This is a genomic window from Paenibacillus sp. LHD-117, from assembly GCF_030929555.1.
Classification (GTDB): Bacteria; Bacillota; Bacilli; order Paenibacillales; family Paenibacillaceae; genus Pristimantibacillus.
Window position 1 is genome coordinate 96,261 of sequence record NZ_JAVFVT010000019.1, and the last position, 22,176, is coordinate 118,436.

Consider the following 22,176-nt stretch of genomic DNA (forward strand, 5'->3'; position numbering starts at 1 on the left):
TTATTTCGCCACCTTTCCGCCGGCACGCATGCGCGGATCTACCAGCACGTAAGCGACATCCGCCAAGAAGCGGCATAACATCAGAATTACGGCGTAGAAAATGGTAATGCCCATAATAAGCGGGTAGTCACGATCTATGACACTCGAAACAAAGTGCTTTCCGATACCCGGAATCGCGAAGATTTTCTCCACGACGACGGATCCAGTAATGATACCGGCCGTCAAATAACCCAAATACGTAACGACGGGAAGCAACGAATTCCGAAGCGCGTGCTTCACGATGATGACGTATCCAGAAAGCCCTTTGGATTTGGCAGTTTTAATAAAATCGGCATTCAATACTTCAATCATGGTCGATCTTAGCAATCTTGCGATAAAAGCAATTGGGCCTGAGGCGAGCGCGATCGTTGGCAAAACATAATCAAGCGGACCGTTCAAACCGGCTACTTCGAAAATTCTGAACTTCATGGACAAGAAATATTGCATAACGGGTGCAAGTACGATACTTGGTACTGCAAGGCCGATAACAGCCAAAATCATGGCAATATTGTCGAGCAGCTTACGATGATACATCGCAGCCAGTATACCCAAAACGCATCCTACGACAACAGAAGTAATAATCGCCGAAATACCGAGTTTTAGGGATGGGCCGAACGATTGTTTAATCATTTTGTCAACGGACTGGAACTTCTTCTTCATGGAAATACCCATATCGCCTTTGGCCAGGTTTTGCAGGTACTTGCCATATTGAACAATTAACGGTTTGTCTAGACCGTAATACGCTTCCAAGTTTTTCTGAACGGCTTCGCTTGTTGCTTTTTCCGCTTGCAGCGGGCTGCCCGGAATCGCGTTCATCAGCATAAACGTCGCGCTAATCAGTATAAAGAGCGACAACAGCATAAATAAAAACTTGCCTAAGATGAAACGGAGCATTTCGATCACCCACTCTCTTTTTTTACATTTCAAAAGGGTATATATAGAGAGACTATATATACCCTTCTGGAACAAGTTACTCTAAGTTAGTCGCTATGAATGGACAAGGTTGAGTGACCTATTTTTTGCTGCCGTGTACCCAGTCCAGGTGACCTGAATAGTCGGATACAACGCCTTCGAAGCCTGGTTTCAGCATCGTTACAGTTGTGTAGTAGTAAGTCGGCAATACGCCCATATCATCGGAAACCGCGATTTTCTCAGCGTCAGCCATCATTTTTTGGCTTTCTTCCGGAGTAGCAGCCACCAGGGAATCGTCAAGAAGCTTGTCGACTGCCGGGTTGTTGTACTTGCCGTCGTTGTTGCCGGATTTCGAGTGAATCAAGTCGTACGTGAAGTTGATTGGGTGGTTGATGTCCGCGCCCCAGCCGGAACGTGCGATATCGAATTGACCCGCTTTTCTGGACTCCAGGAATGTACCCCATTCTTGGTTCGCCAATTTCACTTCGACGCCAAGGGTTTTACGCCACATGTCGACTGCCGCTTCAGCCAATGCTTTGTGGCCTTCGCTTGTGTTGTACAGCAATGTTACGTCCGCAGGGAACGAGGACAAACCGAGCTCTGCAAGACCTTCTGTAAGAAGTTTTTTCGCTTCTTCAGCATTTTCGCTGAAGTAGCCAGTGTCCGGGTAAACTTCACGGAACATTTTGCCTTCTGGGCCCGTGATGGACGGCGGCACCAAACCGAATGCCGCTTGTTGGTTCGCTTGCGCCACGTTGTCGATCAGAGATTGACGATCAAGCGCCATGGAGAATGCTTTACGGACTTTCACGTTGTTGAACGGTTCTTTGTTGTTGTTGAACAGGTAGTAGTATACGGAAGCAACAGCTGTAACTTCAGCTTTCTTCTCGGATACTAGTTGTTGTACAAGGTCGGATGGTACGGAACCAGCTTGCGCGCCGATCCAGTCGATCTTGTCCGTTTCGTACAATTGGTAGACAGTACCTTCGTCTTCAACCAAGGAAATCGTTACTTTGTCGAAGTTGATTGCATCAGCGTTGTAGTAGTCAGCGTTTTTCTCAAGAACAAGCTTGTCGGCATGTGCCCACTCCGTCAGCTTGAACGGACCGTTGGATACGATCGTGCTCGCTTCAGCAGCCCAGTCAGCAGCGCCTTCTACAGTCGCTTGGTGAACCGGTAAGTATGTGTAGTGCGACAGCAGGCTTGTGAAGTAAGGAGCTGGAGAATTCAGCGTTACTTCGAGCGTGTAGTCATCGGAAGCTTTAACGCCTACTTCGTCAGCCGAGCCTTCGCCGGAGTTGTATTTTTCGCCGTTCGCAAGGTAGAACAGCATGTATGCATACTCGGATGCCGTCTCTGGATTCAGAGCGCGTTTCCAAGCAAATTCAAAGTCTTTTGCGGTAACAGGGTCGCCGTTGCTCCATTTGGCATCTTGGCGAAGTTTGATGGTGTAGGTTTTGCCGTCTTCAGAAGGTGTGATCTCTTCAGCAAGCGCGTTCTCAGGCTCGCCTTTTGTGTTCAAGCGAGTAAGGCCTTCGTAAAGACCTGCGGCTACGATGCTGGATTGCGCGTCTGTCATTAGAGCGGGGTCCAAGCTTGGCGGTTCGCTTGCAAGGGTGAAGCGGAATTCTTGAGGAGTTTTTGGCGTTTCTTCTCCTCCGTTGTTTGCTCCGTTGTTAGCCGGATCAGCAGGTTTGTTGTTGTTGCCCGCACAAGCGGTTAACAACATGCTGAATGCGATAACAAGGACTAGCATGAATTGCGCTGGCTTTTTGAAACTCCCTTTCACATACATCAACTCCCAGTTTATATATAATTTTGTAAAACCACGTTGAATAAGAGGTGAAGATGAATTTCTTTGCTTCGTGTCAATATTTCTTACATGAAAAAATATTTATTCGACGTAAAACAATATACAACTTATTTTAAATAATTGTCAACAGATAACTTGTCCGTAAAAGTTTCCAGCCGCCTTTTTTACTATGTCCTCGGTAACTTGATAATATGAGTCACCTGAAACTTCTTATTATTCCCACAACCTTTAGCACAGCACCGCATATTTGCACTAATGCGTATACGCATTAGCGTATTTCGGCGCTAACACGTGCCAGTACTGCTATTTCGGCGTTTTGACAACGATGCACAAAAATGCAAAGGCTTTATGTATCATTTATACAATTTGCCTATTTTTGTGTTAATATGCGACATCTAAGCGACATCAGCTTTGAAATTTTGACCCAAAGCAAACCCCTCATCCTGTCGTAATACGTCAAAATTTATTGATATCATCAATACATTATAGTTATATTCTGTTAATTAATAATATCAAGAAGTAATATTGATGTAAATATAAAAAAAGCACCGTCGTAGCATTTTGCCACAACGGTGCTTTTTTCATGCAATATTTGTTGTTAGTAGGTCATGTTTGGGTAGAGCGGATATTTCGCCGTCAGGTCGCGAACCATGCCGCGGGCTTGGTCCAAAATAGCGCCATCTTCCGGATTATTAAGCACTAGCGCGATCACTTCAGCGATCACCTTCATTGCGTCCTCGTTCATGCCGCGAGCCGTGGCCGCAGGCGTGCCGATCCGGATGCCGCTCGTGACGAATGGGCTGGTCGGATCGAACGGAATCGCATTTTTGTTGACTGTGATTCCAACTTCGTCCAGCACGTGCTCGGCAACTTTGCCCGTAATGTTCAGGTTGCGCGTATCGATCAGCATCAAGTGATTATCCGTGCCGCCGGAGACGATGTTGATACCTCTGGACAGCAGCTCTTCAGAAAGAACCTTGGCGTTGCGCACGACGTTCTGCGCGTATTCCTTGAACGAAGGCTGAAGCGCTTCGCCGAAAGCAACCGCTTTGGCCGCGATAATATGCATCAGTGGACCGCCTTGGGAACCAGGGAACACGGCTTTGTCGATCGCAGCCGCCCAAGCCTTGCGACACAGAATCATGCCGCCGCGAGGTCCGCGTAGCGTCTTGTGAGTCGTCGTCGTGACGAAGTGCGCATGCGGAACCGGGTTAGGGTGCAGACCCGCCGCGACAAGACCGGCGATATGCGCCATGTCGACCATGAACAAGGCACCGACTTCGTTTGCGATTTGGCCCAGCTTCTCGAAGTCGATGATGCGCGGATACGCGCTCGCGCCGGCCACGATCATGCGAGGACGATGCTTGAAGGCAAGCTTCCGAACTTCTTCGTAATCGATCGTGAAGGAATCTTCTTGTACGCCGTAAGCAACGAAGTTGTACAGCAAGCCGGAAGCGTTGACCGGGCTGCCGTGCGTCAAGTGGCCGCCATGCGCCAAGTTCATGCCGAGTACGGTATCGCCGGGCTGAAGCGCGGCAAGGTAGACGGCCATGTTCGCTTGGGCGCCGGAGTGAGGCTGCACGTTCGCGTGTTCGGCGCCAAACAATTCCTTGGCACGGTTGCGAGCCAGATCCTCGACGATATCGACATGCTCGCAGCCGCCGTAGTACCGTTTGCTCGGATAACCTTCTGCGTATTTGTTCGTCAAGACGGAGCCCATCGCTTCGAGCACCGCTTCGCTGACAATGTTCTCGGACGCGATCAGCTCGATGTTGTCGCGCTGGCGCTGCAGCTCAAGGCCAAGCACCTTCAATACTTCTGGATCTTGTTTGCGTAACTGTTCCATATCGTTAATTCCTCCTAAAAAATAGTTGTTATTCGCAGTGCTGCGCGGATTGATCCGCTTTTAGAGCGAGCTGGGGTTCATAGACGGCTCGCGCGCCTCCGATCAGCTTCGGCCTCGTTACGGCCATGGTGACATGCGCTTCGCCGATCGAACGAATCGACGGCCTCACAGGCACGGCTACCCGCTTCAGGTGCATCCCGATAAATGTATCTCCGATATCAATGCCCGCATGCGCTTGAATCGACTCGACGAGGCACGGCTCGCGGAGCTTGCCGTATGCAAAGGCGGCCATGGAGCCTCCCGCCTTCGGAATCGGCACGGCGTGAACGAGCTCCAGCCCATACCGCCTTGCAGCCGCTTCCTCCAGAACAAGCGCGCGATTCAGATGTTCGCAGCATTGGTAGACGGGGATAAACGGGATGTCCTTCCTTACGGCTTCCACCCCGGTGAAGATCGCAGCCGCTGTCTCTACGGCGCCCGCCGTGCCGATCCGCTGGCCCATAACCTCGCTGGTGCTGGCGCCGATGACCAGCAGTTCGCCTTCGCGAAGGCGGCCGGCTTCGGCAAGCTCGCGCACGATCGTTTCGACGGCGGCCGTCCAAGCTGCCGGATCCGCGTTTTTCCTTTCATGAGTGGACATGCGTAGCTTCCTCCCCTAGCCCCGTTTAAGGATGCAAGTTAGACTGCTTCTCGATATCCATCACTTTATTGATGCGCCCCAGATGTCTTTCTCCGCCGGAGAACGGCGTCGACAACCAGATCTTTACGATCTCCTCGGCTACGCCGGGACCGATGACGCGTTCGCCCATCGCGAGCACGTTCGTATCGTTATGCTCGCGAGTCGCTTTCGCGGAGAACAGATCATGGACAAGCGCGCAGCGGATGCCCGGGTATTTGTTCGCGGCGATCGACATGCCGATGCCCGTGCCGCAGATCAGAATGCCGCGGTCGGCTTGGCCCGTTGCGACCTGCTCGCATACCGGCATCGCATAGTCCGGGTAATCGACGGACTGGCTGCAGTCGCAACCTACGTCTTGGATCTCATGACCGAGCGACTCGAGCAATGGTACGATAACATCCTTCAAGCGGTAACCCGCATGGTCGGCTCCAATTGCAATCTTCAATGCAAACACCTCTTCTCATGATTTTCCTTGCCTAGATCATTGCGCTTGGCAACTCACCTTATGCTGCTAGTATACCTCTCCCGCGGGAAAACCTCTATCGGCACAAGCTCCCATACCCAGACCGGCAACCAGCACATGCGGCTTCATCCAAGGTGAAACGGCTGAAGCCGTCCATTGGCGGCGCAGCGCGTTTCATTCCGAGAAATATAAGCCCAGTATAGGTGAAACTTATACTTTCTTATATTTCGAAAAAAAGAAAAAGAGCAAGACATGCTTCTCAGCATGCTGCTCTTTGCCCAGGCGACCGGCCGTATATTCCGATGCTCCACCGTGGTTACCCACTTCCGTCGCCAGTTACATCGGAAACCGTGTTTGTATTTTCATCATAGCGCAAGAACGGTCAGAAATCAATCCGGATTTCGCTTCCTTAATCGTTCCCCCTGCGGCCGGACAGCTTGTCCAGAAGTCTGCGAACCGCTTCCTCGATCTCCCTGGAGCAGCTCTCGTACACCGATGACGACCCGCCGAACGGATCGGCGATATCGAAGCTCGGAATCCTCCGCTCCAGCTCGAGCAGCCGAAGTCGCTCCGCGCTTGTCAAGTGCTGGCCGAGCGCGCCCTTCATCTGCATGTCGGAATACAAGCTCTCCAGCTCTTCTATATTCTTCAGCACGGCAAGATCCGAGTTGGCGAATTCTTTTAACGTATACGTTTTGTCTACCGCTCCGGGATGATAATGCAATAAGTCCCGTTTGTGTCCGGAGGTCATCGTCAAAATAAGGTCAGCCCAGCCGACGGCCTCGGCCGTCAGCGCCCGGGAGGAACCGCCATGCGCGATTTCCCGCCTGCGAAGCGTCTCGAGCGCGTTCGAGGAAATCGGAAGCCCGTCGATCGTGGACACGCCTGCGGATCTCACGGCTACCGTGATTCCCCTCTTCGCCGCTTGCTCTCGGAGCAGCGCCTCGGCCATCGGCGAACGGCAGGTATTGCCGGTACATACGAACAATATTCGTTTCATGTCGCGTATCTCCTCTCTTATAGTGCGTGTTCAATAAGTCCAGTTTTCAGCACCAAGAAGGTTGAAAGAAGCTAGGAAATGAGGAGCGGAGCGTAGCTGAAAGCTACGTGAGCACCTGCAATGTTTCCGGAGGAAACATACTTCGAAAGCATACGCTTGTTCCGGCTGAATTCAAGATTCGACGTCGAATAAGCTTCATGAGATACATCGTGATCAAAATTGGACTTTATATTACGAACAATACGCCGAACACGAGCAGGATCGCTCCGCCGAACGCCTCCCCGTATTCGCCCAGATTGCCGCTCACCTTCCTGCCTAAGAACAAGCCAAGCATCGACATCAGTCCGCCGAGCAGACCGAACAGCATTATCGTCAGCCACAGATCCGCCGAGAACATGCCGAGCGTTACCCCTACCGAAAACGCGTCGACGCTGACGCTTAGCGCGAGTACGAGCAGGCCCAAAAAAGAGCGGTGGTCGAATGAACGTACTTCCTCTCCTTTCAGAGAGCTGTAGATCATATGGCCTCCTAACAAAATCAACAGAATGCCCGCCGCTGTCGAAGCGACCTGTCCGAGCAGCCCGCTGACGAGCTGTCCGGTTACAAGCCCTCCGACGGGCATCAACACGTGGAATAGTCCTATCACGAAACCGAGCTTCAAAATATCGCGCAGCCTGATTCCTTTCAGGCCGATGCCTAGTCCCAGCGAGAAAGCGTCAAAGCCTAACGCCACCGCAATGCAGAGCAGTGTCAATACTTGTCCCGCGTATAAATTCGCATCCCACACTACCCATCTCCCCCATGTCCGCTGCGCATTCTCTAACCAACATATGCGGACAAGAGGTCGTTCATACTAAATATTGGATGGGGACAGCTGCAAGATGCGGCCGCCCGCCGCCTTGGCCATCCGGTTCAGAAGCGCATCGCCTATGCCTCCCGGGGTGGGCGCCTCCGCCCATATGCGCTCAATGCCGGCGGCATCGAATTCGCGCAGCGCGGCATAAAGCCGCTTTGCCGCTTCCTCCGGATGATCCTCGCCGCCCATGTCGAGTACGAGATCGGCGTCGTACCTTGCGGCGCGCTCGGCGAAGGCGAGCACTCCCGTCGATAGGCCCGCGGCGCGGCTTTGGCCCACTGCCGATCGAATGGCGTCGGCGACAAGCGCCCGGTCACCCTGCACCAGCGTCAGCTCGCCGCGGGGCGCGTAATGCGCGTACTTCATGCCGGGAGAACGCGGCGCTGCCCCTTCCCGCAGCTCGGCCTCGTTCACGATATCCGCGTCCGGCAATGCGGCTTGCAGCTGCTCCGCTGTTATGCCTCCGGGTCGCAGGATCCGAACGATACGGACGCCATCCAGCTCCACCACCGTTGACTCCAGACCGACGCCCGTCGCGCCTCCGTCTACGATGCCGCCGATCTTGCCGGACAAATCCTCCAGCACGTGCTCGGCGGTTGTCGGACTCGGCCTGCCCGATCGGTTGGCGCTTGGCGCGGCCACCGGACAATCCGCTAGCTTCAGCAGCGCAAGCGCTACCGGATGATCCGGCATGCGCACGGCAACGGTCGGCAGCCCCGCCGTTACGAGCGGCGACAATGCCCCCCGCTTCGAAGGTAAAACAATCGTCAGCGGACCCGGCCAGAACCGCTCCATCAGTACGTCCGCCAGCGGGGAACGGGGCAGCGTCAGCTCATCCAGCTGCTCCTTGCCGGCGATATGGACGATGAGCGGATTATCCGACGGCCGTCCCTTCGCTTCGAAGATGCCCGCTACCGCGTCGCTGCTCCGCGCATCCGCGCCGAGCCCGTACACTGTCTCCGTCGGGAAAGCGACGAGCCCGCCGCGCCTAAGCGTATCCGCCGCTTCTCGCAACCGCTCTTCCGAAAGAGCCGCCGCAGCGCCGGAATGGGACGATGCCGCGTATTCTGCTTTCCAAATCTTTGTATCTGCCATCGTATGCTCAATCCTTGTAGTGACTTATGTTTGCTGTTGCTTGTCGTTATTATAACATATCGATCAAGGGTAACGGCTTCATAAAAATAAGGAGGCCTCCCTCGTCCCATCGGACTTCGAGAAACCTCCGCGATTGAATTAGAACAACGATTTGATCCAGTCGAACAGCTTTTGCAGCATTTCCCAGATAAAAAACTTCGCTTTCGGAGCCTCGACTTTCTCCTGTTCTTGCTGTAGCTCGGCCGCTTCTCCTTGATCCGAGAAGTCGCTGCCGGCCTTCGCCGTCTGAACATCCGAATCCGCAGTCGCGTTAGCCGGTTGGTCGGCCGCCGCGGACGCCTCGCCCGTCGCCGCGTCCACGAAGCAAAGCGGAGGGAACAGCACGCACCACCAATTTTGCCCTTTGCCTTCGCCGATGGTAATCAGCAGCGCCTCGTATTGGCCCGCCGGATACACCTTGTTGCCGTACATTTTCGTCGGAAAGTCAACCATGCCAAGCTGCGCCGAGGACGTATACGCGAACCCTCTGCTCTTCAGGACGCCGGCCACGATGCTCTCCAGCTCGGGCATCTTCGATTCGATTGTCTTGCGCGCTTCCTCGATGGTTTGCGGACCCGTCGCCCAGCCGTTCATCGCTTTGACGACTTCGTCGCGCACGATGCGCTTGACCATTTGGTCGGCGGCGCTGTCGGAATTGGCCAGAATGCGCAGACGGATCGCTTCCGTCGGGATGTCGCCCGTAGCGACGGCCGCATCCATTTTTTGAGATTCCCAGCTCATGAGGAGTACAATAATAGCCATTATAATAAAACCATACGATTTACGGTAGGGAATGCGATAAGGTTTGGCGGAATAATGGTAAGATGTAGAATAATAACGGGACATGACACAAGCTCCTCTCGCGCACCCGCCGGTGCGTCTGCTTGCGTTCCGGAACGTCTCTATCCGTCAGTATGTCCGCCTGAACCATCCTATAAACCTATTACATTCGAAAAATACTAGATTCATGCAGCCGTGCAGATAACCGCAGAAAATAAGGAGTTGATCCAATTGAAAGAAACGTATACGTTATACCGTCCCTTGCTGCTGACGCTGGCGTACCGGATGCTGGGGTCGCTTAGCGAAGCCGAGGATATCGTGCAAGATACGCTTGCAGACTATTACATGGCGGACCGCGACGATATCGCCCACGAGAAAGCCTACTTGGTTCGGATGGTCACGAACCGCTGCCTGAACTTGAAGCAATCGGCGCGCAAGCGAAGGGAAGTTTATGTCGGGGAATGGCTTCCCGAGCCGGCCGTACAATACGCGGGGGCAGCTTTGCCCCAGGGAGACATGAACCCGGCAAATGTCGTCGAGCGGCAAGAAAACATCACCTACGTCATGCTGGTCATGCTGGAGCGCTTGTCGGCCGTCGAACGCGCCGTGTTCCTGCTGCGCGAGACGCTAGACTTCGACTACGGCGAGATCGCGGGCATCGTGCAAAAATCCGAGGCGAATTGCCGCAAAATATTTAGCCGGGCCAAGGAAAAGCTGGGCGACGTCTCGGCCGGAATGCCTTCGCCGATGGAGGGCGAAGGGACGGTGTCAGATTCGGAAGCCGGCATGGCAGCGGTGCCGGACGAACGCGTCAGCGGCGCCGGAACGGCGTCCTCGGAGGCGCCCGGCGATACCGCCCGCCAGCGGGCGGAAAAGGCCTGGGCCATCGCCCAGGCGTTCATGCGCGCGGCCGAGACAGGCAATTCCGCGGCGCTCATCGGCATGCTCGCCGAAGACGCCGTGCTCGTGTCCGACGGCGGCGGCAAGGTGCGCGCCGCCATCTTCCCGATCGTCGGCAGCGAGCGCATCGCCGCCTTCTTCGAAGGCATCGCGCGCAAGGGTACGCTCGGCGAGACGTTCCTGCCGGCGGTCGTCAGCGGCCAGCCCGGCCTGGTCGCCATGACGGGCGGCCGCCCGTCGAAGGTACTGACGTTCGGCTGGGATGCCGATGGCAGGCTGTCCCGCATTTTTATTATTTTGAACCCGGATAAACTGGTTTCTGTCACAAACGGGAGGCCTGCCTTGTCTTAGCATGTAGAACCGGTCGATTCGGTCGGCTCTACACAGACAAAGGAGTGAATCGAAATGGAACAAAGAATGGCATTGATGGACGTATCCCCGGCGGCTTATGAAGCCATGCTAGGTCTGGAGAAGTTCCTAGCCGGCTCCAGCCTCGACAAGAAGCTCAAAGAGCTCGTGAAGATCCGCGCCTCCCAAATCAACGGCTGCGCATTCTGTCTGCATATGCACGCGACCGACGCTCGCCGCCTCGGCGAGACGGAGGAACGCATCTACACCTTAAACGCTTGGCGGGAAACGCCTTACTTCAGCCCGCAGGAGCGCGCGGCGCTTGCCCTGACGGAAGCCGTCACGTTGGTCGCCTCGTCTCATGTGCCGGACGACGTCTATGCCGAAGCGGCCCGCCATTTTGACGAAAAGGCGCTCAGCGAGCTGATCATGGCCATCGTCACCATTAACGCGTGGAACCGGATTGCAATAACGACCGGAATGATGCCGGCGTAACAACGAATTCGATCGTGTTGAAACGATTGGTATACCGAAGTGGAATATTCGCATAAGTACTTGAAATCCATGTTCAATTTTATCGGAGTCAAGAACTACCGGATCATCCGGGCACAAGGGAATGCATTCCTTGATCGGGGTGAAGTCTTGGAAAAAGCTTTCCAAGAAGCCGAATCGACGGCCGCTTCCTTGTCTGAAGCCGATCATGCGAGAAGCGGCATGCGCTAAACTTACTCTGATAAGGTGCAAAACTTATAACTCATCTTTCGCAGCTCCAAAATGAGCACAAAAGCAGAGTCGCTTCGGAGGATTGAGTTTTGCGAGTTTCCCTTTCGGCTTTCGGCTGCAGGCACACAACGCGATGAGTAGGGAGCTCCTGCCATGCAAGTATCCCTGTAGTTGCTGCAAACATACATCATTTCCTGCAGCTTAGCGATCCATTTTGAAGGAATGATGCGATTCTGCATTATTTTTCATGCCGAAAGCGCTTTTCAAGGTGTATTGGCAAAAAAATACTGTACAATCGCATCAATCTCCGTTTTTTGAAGCAAAACGGTGACGAATTGATGTAGAATCGCAGCATTTCTGGTTCTCGGGACGGTGCCACGGTGCGATGGGGGGGATACCCAGCCCAACCAAGCGTCATCTCCAGCAATGGTTGTCGGCTTACCCCAGCTCCATTATGGCTTGCTAGCCGATTTCATACTGCGAAAGTTGAGTTATTAATTCTTAGAATTTAAAAAATCACTCCTTGCGGCCCATTAACCGCAAGGAGTGATTTTTTTGTTGCCGAACGTTAGTTGCCGTCTGATTCGGCTGCCGAGTTGATCGCGACGATGTGGCGCTCGATGCCGTTGTAGTCGACAATGATGCGGATGTCGTCCCATGCCCCCATCTCGCGCATCATCTCCGCCACTATGCGCGGCTGCCCCATGCCCAGCTCGAACGCCACGATTCGCGGCATGGCCGGGAGCAGCGGCAGCTGCTCCAGCATGCGGCGGTACGGGTCGAGGCCGTCCGTACCGCCGACCAGCGCGAGATGCGGCTCGAAGTCGCGCACCTCGCGCTGCAGCTCCGGCATATCCGCCGCGGGTATATAAGGCGGATTGGACACGAGCACGTCGATACGGCCCCCCGAGGCGACGAAGGGGGCCAGCAGGTCGCCCTGCGTGAACGAGACGCGGCCCGCCGCCCCATGGCGGGCCGCGTTCGCGCGGGCGACCTCAAGCGCGTCCGGCGACAGATCGGACGCGAACAGGCGCCATGCAGGGCGCTGCGCAGCGAGCGTCACGGCGATGGCGCCGCTGCCTGTTCCGACGTCGACCACCGTCGGCACTGCAGCCGAGGAGCAGCCCGGGTCTGCGGGCTGCTCCGATATGCCGCTGCCCGCGCCTTCGGGCAGCGCCTCTCCAGCGGCCGCCGGCCAGAGCCGATCGGCGGCTGCGAGCACCGCTTCCACGAGGAGCTCCGTCTCGGGGCGCGGGATGAGCACGGCCGGCGTCACCGCGAACGGCCGGCCGTAAAACCACTCTTCACCGATCACGTACTGGAGCGGCTCTCCCGTCGCGCGGCGGCGCACCATCGCCCTCCACTCCTCCCCCTTTGCTTCGGGGAGAAGATCGTCTCGGCCGAACAGCAGCGCCGCTCGGTCGATTCCAAGCGCATGCAGAAGAAGACGCTCCGCATGGCTGCGCCCTTCTTCCACGCCGTTCGCTTCCAGCCAGGCGCCCGCTCTCACGCACGCCTCCCTCAGCGTCATCGGCAGCGTATACCACATCTCATCCGTAGCATCACCCTTATCCATCTCGGGGTTAGATGCCCATCGTCTCGCGTTCAAGCAAGTCGGCTTGCTCGGCGATGGTCAAGGACGAAATAATTTCGCTCATGTCGCCGTTCATGACGGAATCCAGCTTGTGAAGCGTCAAGTTGATGCGATGGTCCGTCACGCGGCTCTGCGGGAAATTGTACGTGCGGATCCGCTCACTGCGGTCGCCCGTGCCCACTTTGCTCTTGCGCTCGCCCGCATACTTCGCTTCTTCCTCTTGCCGCTTGATATCGGAGATCCGCGCGCGGAGGACTTGCAAGGCTTTCATCTTGTTGTCGTTCTGGGATTTGCCGTCCTGGCATGTTGCCATAATACCCGTCGGTACATGAAGCACGCGAACGGCCGACTTCGTCGTATTGACGGACTGTCCGCCGGCGCCGCTGGAGCAGAACGTGTCGATCCGGATATCCTTGTCGAGAATCTCGATCTCTACTTCCTCGACCTCCGGCATAACCGCTACCGTCGACGTGGACGTATGGATCCGCCCGCCCGACTCCGTAACCGGAATACGTTGCACGCGGTGCGCGCCGCTCTCGTACTTCAGCTTGCTGTAGGCGCCTTTGCCATTCACCAAGAAAATAACCTCTTTGAACCCGCCCAGGTCATTCTCGCTGAAATCCATCAGCTCTACGCGCCAGCCTTGGGAATCCGCAAACTTCGTGTACATGCGGTACAAGTCGTAGGCGAACAAAGCAGCCTCGTCTCCGCCTGCCGCGCCGCGAATCTCGACGATAACGTTTTTGTCATCGTTCGGATCCTTCGGAAGAAGCACGATGCGCATCCGCTCTTCAAGCTCTTCCTTGCGAGGAGTCAGTTCGTCGATTTCCATCTTGACCATCTCGCGCATCTCGTCGTCGAGCTTCTCGCCCAGCATCTGCTTGGCATCATCCAGTTGTTCGGAGACTTGTTTATATTCCGTATAGGTATCATACGCTTCTTGTAAATCCGACTGTTCCTTGGAAAGCTCTCTTAGCCGCTTCGGATCGCTGGATACATCCGGATCGCACAGCAGCTCGCTTAGCTTCTCGTACCGGTCGGCCAGTGCTTGTAAACGGTCAAACACGTTAGTCACCTCTGTTTAATTTCCTTTAGATTATTCATTAGTATACCATATCGTTCTCGCTTGATCGATATGTGGTTTACTTTAACATCCGCTACGCTGCCTGCCCCGATTACTTAATCACAACTTGTCCACAATACCATTTCATTTATCCACATTTATTCACTATTTTATCCACATCCTGTGCACAGGCTGTGCACATCTTGTCCACATGACCGTTTCAACTACTCACACTCACAATAAAAAGCTCGGAAACGGTCATCCTGATTGACCGTCCCGAGCTCACTTGCCGCTCCGATAATGCTATACGTTGAATCGGAAGTGCATGACGTCTCCGTCGCGCACGACGTAGTCTTTACCCTCCAGGCGAAGCTGTCCCTTCTCGCGAACGGCAGCCATCGATCCCCCGGCGGCCAGATCCTCGTAAGAGACGACTTCCGCGCGGATGAAGCCGCGCTCGAAGTCGGTGTGGATAACGCCGGCCGCTTGAGGCGCCTTCGTGCCTTGGCGGATCGTCCATGCGCGCACTTCCTGCACACCGGCCGTGAAGTACGTGTACAGGCCAAGCAGCTTGTAAGCCGCACGGATGAGACGGTTCAGGCCGGACTCGGCCATGCCGAGCTCTTCGAGGAACATCGCCTTGTCGTCGCCTTCAAGCTCGGCGATCTCGGACTCTACCTTCGCGCTGATCGGCACCACTTCCGCGCCTTCTTCCGCCGCGAACTTGCGCACGATCTGCACGTACTCATTGCCGTCCGTATCAGCCGCTTCCTCTTCGCTAACGTTGGTCGCGTACAATACCGGCTTCATCGTCAGCAGATGCAGGTCGCGGATGAGCAGCTTCTCGTCGTCCGTCATCTCCAGGCTACGCGCGGGCTTATCGTTGTAGAGAGCTTCCTTCAAGCGCTCCAGTACTTCCACCTCTTGCGCGACCTTCTTGTCTCCGGACTTCAGGTTTTTGCGCGAACGCTCAATCCGCTTATCCACCGTATCGATATCGGCCAGGATCAACTCCAAGTTGATCGTCGTGATGTCGCTGATCGGGTCGACCTTGCCCGCGACATGCGTAATGTTCTCGTCTTGAAAGCAACGTACAACGTGTACGATCGCGTCAACCTCGCGAATATGCGCCAGGAACTTGTTGCCAAGTCCTTCGCCCTTGCTCGCGCCCGCCACCAAACCCGCGATATCCACGAATTCGAAAGCCGTCGGTACGATGCTCTTCGGCGTAATCAGCTCGACGAGCTTGTCGAGACGTTCGTCCGGCACTTCAACGACGCCCACGTTCGGATCGATCGTGCAGAACGGGTAGTTCGCGGACTCCGCGCCCGCCTGCGTAATCGCGTTAAACAATGTCGACTTGCCTACGTTGGGCAATCCGACGATTCCAGCTTTCAAAGCCATGTATTAGACACTCCCTATAATCCGTAAAGTAAACAACTCCCGTCATTATAACCTAGCTCCATCTACAAAGAAAGTACCAAGCGCTGACATACCAGCCCTCCGGAACCCGGAATGGCGCAGGGCGCATCTCGGTAATACTACACGTCAAAAGGAGGTGACCCCGAATGGAGAACCAAACGCATAAGGGCAATTACAAGGGCACGACGAACATGCACGCAAAAAACCAGGACATGGCCTTCGTCAACGATACGCTTGAGGACGCCAAGTCCGTAACCAATTTCTCGACGAAAAAGAAAAAGACCGATAAATAATCCGTCTCGACTGCACTCCAAACTCTTGCAGCCACGCCTTAACCGGTATGTACCGGTTACAGCGTGGCTGCAGAGCGTTCTTTCCCTAATAGGAGCAGAAGCTAATCATGGAACGCATTACCCTTTCACCGCGCCCTCCGTCAGGCCTTTCTCGATATACTTCTGGATGAACAGGTACACGATAAGAACCGGAACGACCGTAAGCGATACAGCAGTTGCCATCAGACCGAAGTCCGTGCCGTATTGCGAGCTGATCTCGCTGAGCAAAAGCACGATCGGTCGAACGTTCTCCTCGCTGACGAAGATCAAAGCGGAGAACAAGTCATTGTAGGACCACAGGAAGACGAAGATGCTCGCGGACGCGAACGCCGGTCTGCCGACAGGCAGGAAAATCCTCGTGAACATCGTCCATCGGTTGCAGCCGTCGATGAACGCCGCTTCTTCCAGCTCCTTCGGAATGGTGGACAAGTAACCCGCCAGAACGAGAATCGCGAACGTCAGGTTGCCCGCGGTTTGCGGGAAGATCAAGCCGCCGTAAGTGTTGGCCAGATTCCATTTGATCAGCAGCTCGTATACCGGAACCACCGTCGCGAACGCCGGTATAAGCAAGCTCGCGTATAGAATGGAGTAGATGACCTTCCTGCCGCGGAAGTTGAAACGGGACAGGACATAAGCGGCCAAGCCGCCAAACAGCAGTACAAGCAGCACCGTGCTGCCGGACATGATCAAGCTGTTCAGATAACCTTTGCCGATATTGATGCGCTCGAAAGCATTTGTATAGTTAACCATTGTAGGATCAAATGCGATTTTAAATGAGTTATTCATGACTTCCCTGGACAACTTGAACGAGTTGTTCACGATCCAGAACAAAGCGTAGATCGTCGTAAGCGACCAGCCGAATAACACCACGTACATAAGAATCGTGCCGATTGGGAATTTGCTTATCTTGCTTGCAGGACGCGGTTTAAGCTCTCCTTTAACTGTTTGTTGCATGTTCGTACACCCCTAATACCAGCTTAGTATGTGATTTCGTCTCTCTTCATAAGGCGGTTGGCAAGCAGAGACAGCAATACGCCGAACACCACGATGTAGATGGCGATCGTCGAGCCGTAACCGAAGTTCTGGTCCACGAGCGCTTTCTTATACATATACGTTCCGAGCACTTCCGTGCCGGCTTGGCCGCGGGTCAGGACGAAAATGAATTCGAATACCTTCAGCGTGCCCGTAATCGCCAGCGTGATCACGACTTTAATGTCGCTCATGATAAGCGGAATGGTGAGCAGGAACGTCTTTTTGATGCCCGTAATGCCCTCGAGCTTTGCCGCTTCGTAGAAGTCGGAAGGAATCTTCGACATGGCTGTCAGGAAAAGTACGAAGTAGAAGCCGACATAATGCCATACGGTTGGAACCGCGATTGCTTTAAGCGCGTTCGACTCGCTGAGCCACAGCACTTTATCGAAACCAAGGTTTTGCAGGATGTTATTCAATAAGCCGAACTGGAAGTTGTAGAACAACACGAACAATAACGCGATTGCCGTACCGGAAATGACGACCGGGAAGAAGAAGACCATCCGGAAAAAACCTTTGCCCCACGTAATATTATCGACCAGTACCGCCAGAATGAGCGCGATGCCGACTTGGAATACGATAACGTATAACATCAATTCCAGCGTGTGCAGCGTTGCAGCCCCTAGAAGCTCGTCGGAGAACATCCGAACGTAGTTGTCGAATCCGACAAACGTTTTGCTGAAGAAACCACTCGTTCTGAAGAAGCTTAAGTACATGCTCTTAAAGAACGGGTAGTACAGGAATATCGACATAAAGACTGCTGCCGGCAGCAGAAATAAGAAGATATACTTACGATCGCCCTTCATCATTATCACCTTTGATGTTTATTTTCTGGCGCACTATTGCTTGGAAATGAAGCCGCCGCCCATGCTAGCAGAGGGGCGGCGACTATCGTTTCTTTGATGCGTTCGAATGCTGGCTTGCTTGCTATTATTGAACTTCGATTGCTTTCGCCGCTTCTAGAAGCTGTGCAGGCGTCTTCTCGCCAGTCAGCATCGGTTGTACTTTACGAAGCTCAGTGAATGTCTCAGGCTTCACTTTGGAGTCGACCGGACCGTTAACGGAAGTCGATTCGGATACCATTTTGAAGCCGTCAAGAACCGCTTGCGCCAAACCTTCCGGTTGAACGCCTGCAGCTGCAGGAGTACCGCCGTTAGCCGTTGCGATCGTTTTGATGCTTGCTGCGGAAGTCAGGTGTTTCAGCAATGCGATTGTTGCGTCTTTCTTAGCCGCGTCGTCATAAGCCGCTTTCGACATGTAGAAGCCCGTACCGAAGCCGCCAACTACGTCTTTGCCTGTGCCTGCGCCGCCAGGGATTGCAGGGAAAGGAAGAACCGTTGTTTCAGCCTTCACCGCGTCGGAGAAGCCGCCGATTGCCCACGATCCTTCGAGGATCATAGCCGCAAGGCCTTCGGAGTAGTAGTTCGCCGCCATGCCAAGGTCGATTGTAGCCGCGTCTTGCGGGAATGCGCCCAGGTCATACAGTTCTTTCATAGCCGCGAAGCCTTTTTCCCAGTTTGGATCGATGCCGTCTTTCAGGCCTTTGTTTTGACCTTCCGCGCCTGCTGCAGCAAGTACGAAGTGCTCGATCAGGTAGTGGGATTGGTCGAATGGAGCGGACAATGGAATGATGCCTTTAGCCGCGAACGCGCTTACCGCCGCTTTCAGCTTCTCCCAGTCTGTTGGGAGCTCTACGCCGTTGTCAGCGAACAGCTTTTTGTTAACCATCAGACCTTCGAAGAAACCAGTCAATGGAATTGCATATGTTTTGCCGTCAGGGGAAGCGTTCTTCACGAAGTCGAGCGCTGCTGGTGCGAAGCCGCCTTTCCATGCCGCGTCGCCGTCCAGAATCTCGTCCATCGCCACGACTTTGCCTGCTTTGATGATTTCGTTGGCGTCGGCGCCTACGAAGTAGAACAGCAGATCCGGCTCGTTGCCGCTTGTCATGTCCGTGTTTACTTTCGTTCTAAAGCCGTCGTCATTAGCGGACATGACGTCGTTCTTCACTGTAACGTTCGGGTTAGCTGCCACGAACTCGTCGATAACAGCTTGGAAAGCGTCTTTCGCCGCGTCCGTGCCGCCGAATGTCGAGAATACGCGAAGCTCGACTTTTTCTGCCGGTTTTTCTGTTTCTGCAGGCTTGTCAGTTGCAGTCGCGTTGCCGCCAGTGTTCGTGTTGTTGCCGCCGTTGTTGCCGCAAGCCGCAAGGAACATCGTCATGACGAGCAATACGCTTAGGATAGACAATGCTGATTTCTTCACTTTGAAAATCCCCCTCGAGTTTATTAGGCCCCTCCGTTGTCTCGGTTATTATGACCGAAGCACGTTTGCCTTACACTCAAAATGTTAGGACATTAGGAGGGGGAATATCAACGGTTCCGAGGGTGACATTCATCTGATCGGCAGGGGTAGATTTATCTCCAAAAGAGGGGTACATTCCTCTTTTAGAGGTTGTTCAAAAAGTCCACTTTTGATCACGAAGTATACCAGGAAGCGTATTCGACATCGAATATTGAATTCAGCCGAAACAAGCGTATGCTTTCGAAGTATGTTTCCTCCGGAAACATTTCAGGTGCTCACGTAGCTTACACTACGCTCCGCTCCTCATTTTCTAGCTTCATCCAATCTTCTTCAGCGTTTTTGAAAAAAACGCAGCTTCGGAAGCATACGCTCTTGTGCTGAAAACCGGACTTTTTGAACTCGCACTTATAGATCGGAACAAAAAAAAGGACAACCCGGTTATCCGGACTGTCCTTTCATCTCCCGTTATGCCTTCCCGCTACATGCGCAGCGGATTCTCCTTCAGCTCGGCCCGCTTCTGCAGATAACGGTAGAAGGCGATCGAAGCTTCCGCCCGCGTGACCTGCTTTTCCGGCAAATAACGACCGTTCGACAAGCTCATGATTTTGAGTCCGACAACGATCGCGGCTTGGCCTTTGTTCTCGATCTCGGCCTCGTCCTTGAAGGATACTTTAAAAATGTGGTCGACGTTCGCAAGAGAATTGTATCCCAGCGCCCGTACGATCAGCTCGGCCATCTCGTCGCGGGTCACCTTTCCTTCGGGATTGAAGGAGCCGTCCCCGACGTCGATCAGGTTATTGGCCACGGCGCTCTGCACGTAAGCGAAATACGCGGAGTCGGCCGCGACGTCATTGAACATGGCTTTCTCCTGATCACCGGATGCCGCCGTATCGTATCCGCCAAACCGGCCGCCGCTGCTCGCCAGCACCAGCATCTTGATGAGCTCGCCCCTCGTGATCGCTTCGTTCGGCCGCACCTGGCCGTCTTGAAGATCCAGCGCTTTGTAAGCCACCATCAATTGCAAGGAATCCTCCGCCCAGTGGCCGGCAGCGTCCGTCGCGCGAGGCAGCTCGAGGGCCGTCTTCTCGCCCGTTTCCCTGCTTATCCAATCGCCCGTAACAGCGTCCAGGTAGACGTCTTCGTGAACCGGCTTCGCCGTTAACTGATAAACGAGCTCGACGGACACCTTCTGCTCCAGGAGTTCGCCGTCGGCCTCGCCGGCCGCGATCAACGTCTTCACCTTCTCGATCGGCAGCGGCTGGCCATCCCACCAATATTGCGTATTCATGCGGTATTGCAGCTTTGTCTCGTAATAGCCCAGCCATTTCTCGACCGCATCCGCGGCGGATAAAACCGCAGGCTTCTTCGCCGGATATGCGTAATCGGCCACGGAAGCTTCGAATGACTGGATGCCGCCGGTCTTTGCATCGATGCCGACACTCACGTGATCGTACTCCACGGTGGCGCCATGTACCTTGTGCTCGAAGGAGATGCCGTAGTTGCCAATCTCTTCGGGCGTGCGGTCTTTGTATAGGTCCGAATCCGGAGTTACGACATAGAGCTCATCCGCGAGCCAAGGCAGCTGCTTCCGAACCGTCTCTTTTGCTTTCTCCACCGCGGTTTCGAGCGTGATAGGCTTCGTATACGCCGGATCCTCCGCCGTGCTTTGGTTATATTGATAGAAGCTGCGAACCGTGCCCGTATCACCGTCTACGCTTGCCCAGGCGCCTCCAACATCGCGCCCTTCCTTCTTCAGCGTCCAATTGAGATCCCAGCTTGCCCGCGTCTTGCCCGTTGCCTCTTCCTCGTATTCGCTGTACGTGGCGTTTTCCAGTGCATAGCCGCTAGGCAGCCCGAACGCCTTCTCGACGGCTTGGCGCGCGGCTTCCTCCGCTAGCTTGCCAGGCTTCGGCTTCGCGCCAGGCTTCTCGCTGAGCGGCGTCTCCGAGACCGTTCCTCGAGGATAACCGTAGAAGTCTAGTCCGTCGCTCCGCTCGCCCGTCGAAGCATCGACGGCGAAGGCCGGCAGATTATAACTTAGCACCGGGGATGGTTTGCCCTGCGCGTTATAAGGGATAATATACCGCAGCTGCGGCTCCGCTGCCTTGCGGATCGCCGTCGCCGCATCGTCCTCGGATAACGAAGCGTTCGCCTTCGGGAATTCGACCGTATCGTCCCAGTTTAATTCGAACCCTTGCACGTGACCGTCGCTGTCCAACTCGACTTGTATGTAATTGGAAGGGAACGCGATGCCATTCACGAGGCGCTCATAGCGCAGTGTATGACGCACCGCGCCCGTCAACGGTGGAAGCAGGCTGAGTCCGAAGCTCTCGTTCAGTTTAACCTCCGACTTGAATCCGCCTGCCACTTGACTGATGAATTCGGCAGCTAGCGCTTTCGCGTCCTCGCGGTCCACCTTCAGCGGATAGGTAGGCGGAGCGGCATTCCGTTTATCGGAATAGGCATTGAAGCTAAGCAGCTGGCCAGTCGATGAATCGAGCGAAGCATGAATGCTGCCCGTCTGTTTGCCGTTCACGCTCTTCACGAAGCTGAGACTCCAATAACTCTGCGATCCGTTCGCTTTTTTCGTCGTGCCGCTGCTGGCTCCTTGCAGCTTATATTCCTTCGGAATGTTGACGTATTGCCGGAGAAGCTGCTCCGCCTTCGCTTTGTCGATGGCCGTAGCCGCCGTTCCGTTCGCCGATGCCTTCCCGTTCCCCGCAGCGCTCTCGGTTAGCGCCGGCGCTCCTTCGGGTGCCGCCTTATCCGCCGACGCGGGCGCGGCCCATGTCGTTGCCAGCATGACAGCCGCCAGCGCGATGGCGAGGGTTTTCCTGCTTGCCGTCTTCTTCACGAACATTCCCCTTCCTGAAATGGAAATATATTCACACTGTAGACGAGCCAAGTCCGGGAATGGTTGCGCTTTATTGCGAAAAAATAAT

19 protein-coding genes, 1 pseudogene and 1 riboswitch are annotated in these 22,176 nt (G+C 54.6%); of the genes and pseudogenes, 4 read left to right on the forward strand and 16 right to left on the reverse strand.

Features of this window, described 5'->3' with window-relative positions; all coding sequences use genetic code 11:
- The 9 genes from RB620_RS16275 to spoIIR all read right to left on the reverse strand — a co-directional run bounded on the left by RB620_RS16275 (window position 1) and on the right by spoIIR (window position 9,588).
- Entirely contained in the window at window positions 1-933 is a 933-nt protein-coding gene (locus RB620_RS16275; protein WP_308096017.1) for an ABC transporter permease, read from the reverse strand.
- 118 nt (window positions 934-1,051) lie between these two features.
- Window positions 1,052-2,740 carry a peptide ABC transporter substrate-binding protein gene (locus RB620_RS16280; RefSeq protein WP_308096019.1) on the reverse strand — a complete coding sequence of 563 codons (1,689 nt, stop codon included), beginning with the start codon at window positions 2,738-2,740 and terminating at the stop codon, window positions 1,052-1,054.
- Window positions 2,741-3,362: 622 nt separating this feature from the next.
- The gene (locus RB620_RS16285) at window positions 3,363-4,610 is read right to left on the reverse strand and encodes a serine hydroxymethyltransferase (protein ID WP_308096021.1); all 1,248 of its coding nucleotides are present in this window, start codon (window positions 4,608-4,610) and stop codon (window positions 3,363-3,365) included.
- A 28-nt stretch (window positions 4,611-4,638) separates the two neighbouring features.
- On the reverse strand, window positions 4,639-5,250 hold the full coding sequence (locus tag RB620_RS16290) for a TIGR01440 family protein (RefSeq protein WP_308096023.1): 612 nt from the start codon (window positions 5,248-5,250) through the stop codon (window positions 4,639-4,641).
- Between the two features lie 25 nt (window positions 5,251-5,275).
- Window positions 5,276-5,734: a ribose 5-phosphate isomerase B gene (rpiB, locus tag RB620_RS16295; protein WP_308096025.1), complete on the reverse strand. Its 459-nt coding sequence runs from the start codon at window positions 5,732-5,734 to the stop codon at window positions 5,276-5,278.
- Between the two features lie 287 nt (window positions 5,735-6,021).
- Window positions 6,022-6,102: riboswitch (ZMP/ZTP riboswitch) on the reverse strand.
- A gap of 59 nt (window positions 6,103-6,161) precedes the next feature.
- A complete protein-coding gene (locus RB620_RS16300) occupies window positions 6,162-6,752 on the reverse strand; it encodes a low molecular weight protein arginine phosphatase (protein WP_308096027.1) in 591 nt (196 codons plus the stop codon).
- 226 nt (window positions 6,753-6,978) lie between these two features.
- Window positions 6,979-7,539: a manganese efflux pump MntP gene (locus RB620_RS16305; protein WP_308096029.1), complete on the reverse strand. Its 561-nt coding sequence runs from the start codon at window positions 7,537-7,539 to the stop codon at window positions 6,979-6,981.
- Between the two features lie 66 nt (window positions 7,540-7,605).
- Complete coding sequence (locus tag RB620_RS16310) at window positions 7,606-8,703, reverse strand: L-threonylcarbamoyladenylate synthase (protein WP_308096031.1); 1,098 nt, start codon at window positions 8,701-8,703, stop codon at window positions 7,606-7,608.
- A gap of 138 nt (window positions 8,704-8,841) precedes the next feature.
- On the reverse strand, window positions 8,842-9,588 hold the full coding sequence (gene spoIIR, locus RB620_RS16315; RefSeq protein WP_308096033.1) for a stage II sporulation protein R: 747 nt from the start codon (window positions 9,586-9,588) through the stop codon (window positions 8,842-8,844).
- 165 nt (window positions 9,589-9,753) lie between these two features.
- Between spoIIR and RB620_RS16320 the strand changes: the two genes are divergently transcribed.
- From RB620_RS16320 to RB620_RS16330, 3 genes and pseudogenes are all read left to right on the forward strand, one after another.
- Window positions 9,754-10,773 (forward strand): sigma-70 family RNA polymerase sigma factor, encoded by a 1,020-nt coding sequence (locus RB620_RS16320; protein ID WP_308096034.1) that lies wholly within the window; start codon window positions 9,754-9,756, stop codon window positions 10,771-10,773.
- Between the two features lie 54 nt (window positions 10,774-10,827).
- The gene (locus RB620_RS16325) at window positions 10,828-11,265 is read left to right on the forward strand and encodes a carboxymuconolactone decarboxylase family protein (RefSeq protein ID WP_308096036.1); all 438 of its coding nucleotides are present in this window, start codon (window positions 10,828-10,830) and stop codon (window positions 11,263-11,265) included.
- 21 nt (window positions 11,266-11,286) lie between these two features.
- Window positions 11,287-11,493, forward strand: a pseudogene (locus RB620_RS16330) (FMN-dependent NADH-azoreductase); the annotation flags it as partial.
- A gap of 568 nt (window positions 11,494-12,061) precedes the next feature.
- Here the strand turns inward: RB620_RS16330 and prmC are convergent.
- The 3 genes from prmC to ychF all read right to left on the reverse strand — a co-directional run bounded on the left by prmC (window position 12,062) and on the right by ychF (window position 15,554).
- Entirely contained in the window at window positions 12,062-13,024 is a 963-nt protein-coding gene (gene prmC, locus RB620_RS16335; RefSeq protein WP_308096068.1) for a peptide chain release factor N(5)-glutamine methyltransferase, read from the reverse strand.
- Window positions 13,025-13,076: 52 nt separating this feature from the next.
- On the reverse strand, window positions 13,077-14,153 hold the full coding sequence (gene prfA / locus RB620_RS16340; RefSeq protein ID WP_308096037.1) for a peptide chain release factor 1: 1,077 nt from the start codon (window positions 14,151-14,153) through the stop codon (window positions 13,077-13,079).
- Window positions 14,154-14,453: 300 nt separating this feature from the next.
- The gene (ychF, locus tag RB620_RS16345; RefSeq protein ID WP_308096039.1) at window positions 14,454-15,554 is read right to left on the reverse strand and encodes a redox-regulated ATPase YchF; all 1,101 of its coding nucleotides are present in this window, start codon (window positions 15,552-15,554) and stop codon (window positions 14,454-14,456) included.
- A 164-nt stretch (window positions 15,555-15,718) separates the two neighbouring features.
- Between ychF and RB620_RS16350 the strand changes: the two genes are divergently transcribed.
- Window positions 15,719-15,865, forward strand: a complete 147-nt coding sequence (locus tag RB620_RS16350; protein ID WP_308096040.1) for a hypothetical protein — start codon at window positions 15,719-15,721, stop codon at window positions 15,863-15,865.
- A gap of 117 nt (window positions 15,866-15,982) precedes the next feature.
- Here the strand turns inward: RB620_RS16350 and RB620_RS16355 are convergent, their stop codons facing one another.
- From RB620_RS16355 to RB620_RS16370, 4 genes are all read right to left on the reverse strand, one after another.
- Complete coding sequence (locus tag RB620_RS16355) at window positions 15,983-16,858, reverse strand: carbohydrate ABC transporter permease (RefSeq protein ID WP_308096042.1); 876 nt, start codon at window positions 16,856-16,858, stop codon at window positions 15,983-15,985.
- Between the two features lie 23 nt (window positions 16,859-16,881).
- On the reverse strand, window positions 16,882-17,739 hold the full coding sequence (locus RB620_RS16360) for a carbohydrate ABC transporter permease (protein WP_308096043.1): 858 nt from the start codon (window positions 17,737-17,739) through the stop codon (window positions 16,882-16,884).
- Between the two features lie 124 nt (window positions 17,740-17,863).
- Complete coding sequence (locus RB620_RS16365) at window positions 17,864-19,195, reverse strand: ABC transporter substrate-binding protein (protein WP_308096045.1); 1,332 nt, start codon at window positions 19,193-19,195, stop codon at window positions 17,864-17,866.
- Window positions 19,196-19,712: 517 nt separating this feature from the next.
- Window positions 19,713-22,088, reverse strand: coding sequence for an S-layer homology domain-containing protein (locus RB620_RS16370; protein WP_308096047.1), 2,376 nt, complete (start codon window positions 22,086-22,088; stop codon window positions 19,713-19,715).
- Window positions 22,089-22,176: the final 88 nt, after the last annotated feature.

Excerpts from the sequence above, each read along its gene's own strand:
- RB620_RS16300 (WP_308096027.1), bottom strand. The coding sequence starts at position 6,752 with ATGAAACGAATATTGTTCGTATGTACCGGCAATACCTGCCGTTCGCCG.
- RB620_RS16310 (WP_308096031.1), bottom strand. The coding sequence starts at position 8,703 with ATGGCAGATACAAAGATTTGGAAAGCAGAATACGCGGCATCGTCCCAT.
- spoIIR (WP_308096033.1), bottom strand. The coding sequence starts at position 9,588 with ATGTCCCGTTATTATTCTACATCTTACCATTATTCCGCCAAACCTTAT.
- RB620_RS16285 (WP_308096021.1), bottom strand. The coding sequence starts at position 4,610 with ATGGAACAGTTACGCAAACAAGATCCAGAAGTATTGAAGGTGCTTGGC.
- RB620_RS16325 (WP_308096036.1), top strand. The coding sequence starts at position 10,828 with ATGGAACAAAGAATGGCATTGATGGACGTATCCCCGGCGGCTTATGAA.
- RB620_RS16275 (WP_308096017.1), bottom strand. The coding sequence starts at position 933 with ATGCTCCGTTTCATCTTAGGCAAGTTTTTATTTATGCTGTTGTCGCTC.
- RB620_RS16290 (WP_308096023.1), bottom strand. The coding sequence starts at position 5,250 with ATGTCCACTCATGAAAGGAAAAACGCGGATCCGGCAGCTTGGACGGCC.
- RB620_RS16350 (WP_308096040.1), top strand. The coding sequence starts at position 15,719 with ATGGAGAACCAAACGCATAAGGGCAATTACAAGGGCACGACGAACATG.
- prmC (WP_308096068.1), bottom strand. The coding sequence starts at position 13,024 with ATGACGCTGAGGGAGGCGTGCGTGAGAGCGGGCGCCTGGCTGGAAGCG.
- RB620_RS16355 (WP_308096042.1), bottom strand. The coding sequence starts at position 16,858 with ATGCAACAAACAGTTAAAGGAGAGCTTAAACCGCGTCCTGCAAGCAAG.
- RB620_RS16360 (WP_308096043.1), bottom strand. The coding sequence starts at position 17,739 with ATGAAGGGCGATCGTAAGTATATCTTCTTATTTCTGCTGCCGGCAGCA.
- ychF (WP_308096039.1), bottom strand. The coding sequence starts at position 15,554 with ATGGCTTTGAAAGCTGGAATCGTCGGATTGCCCAACGTAGGCAAGTCG.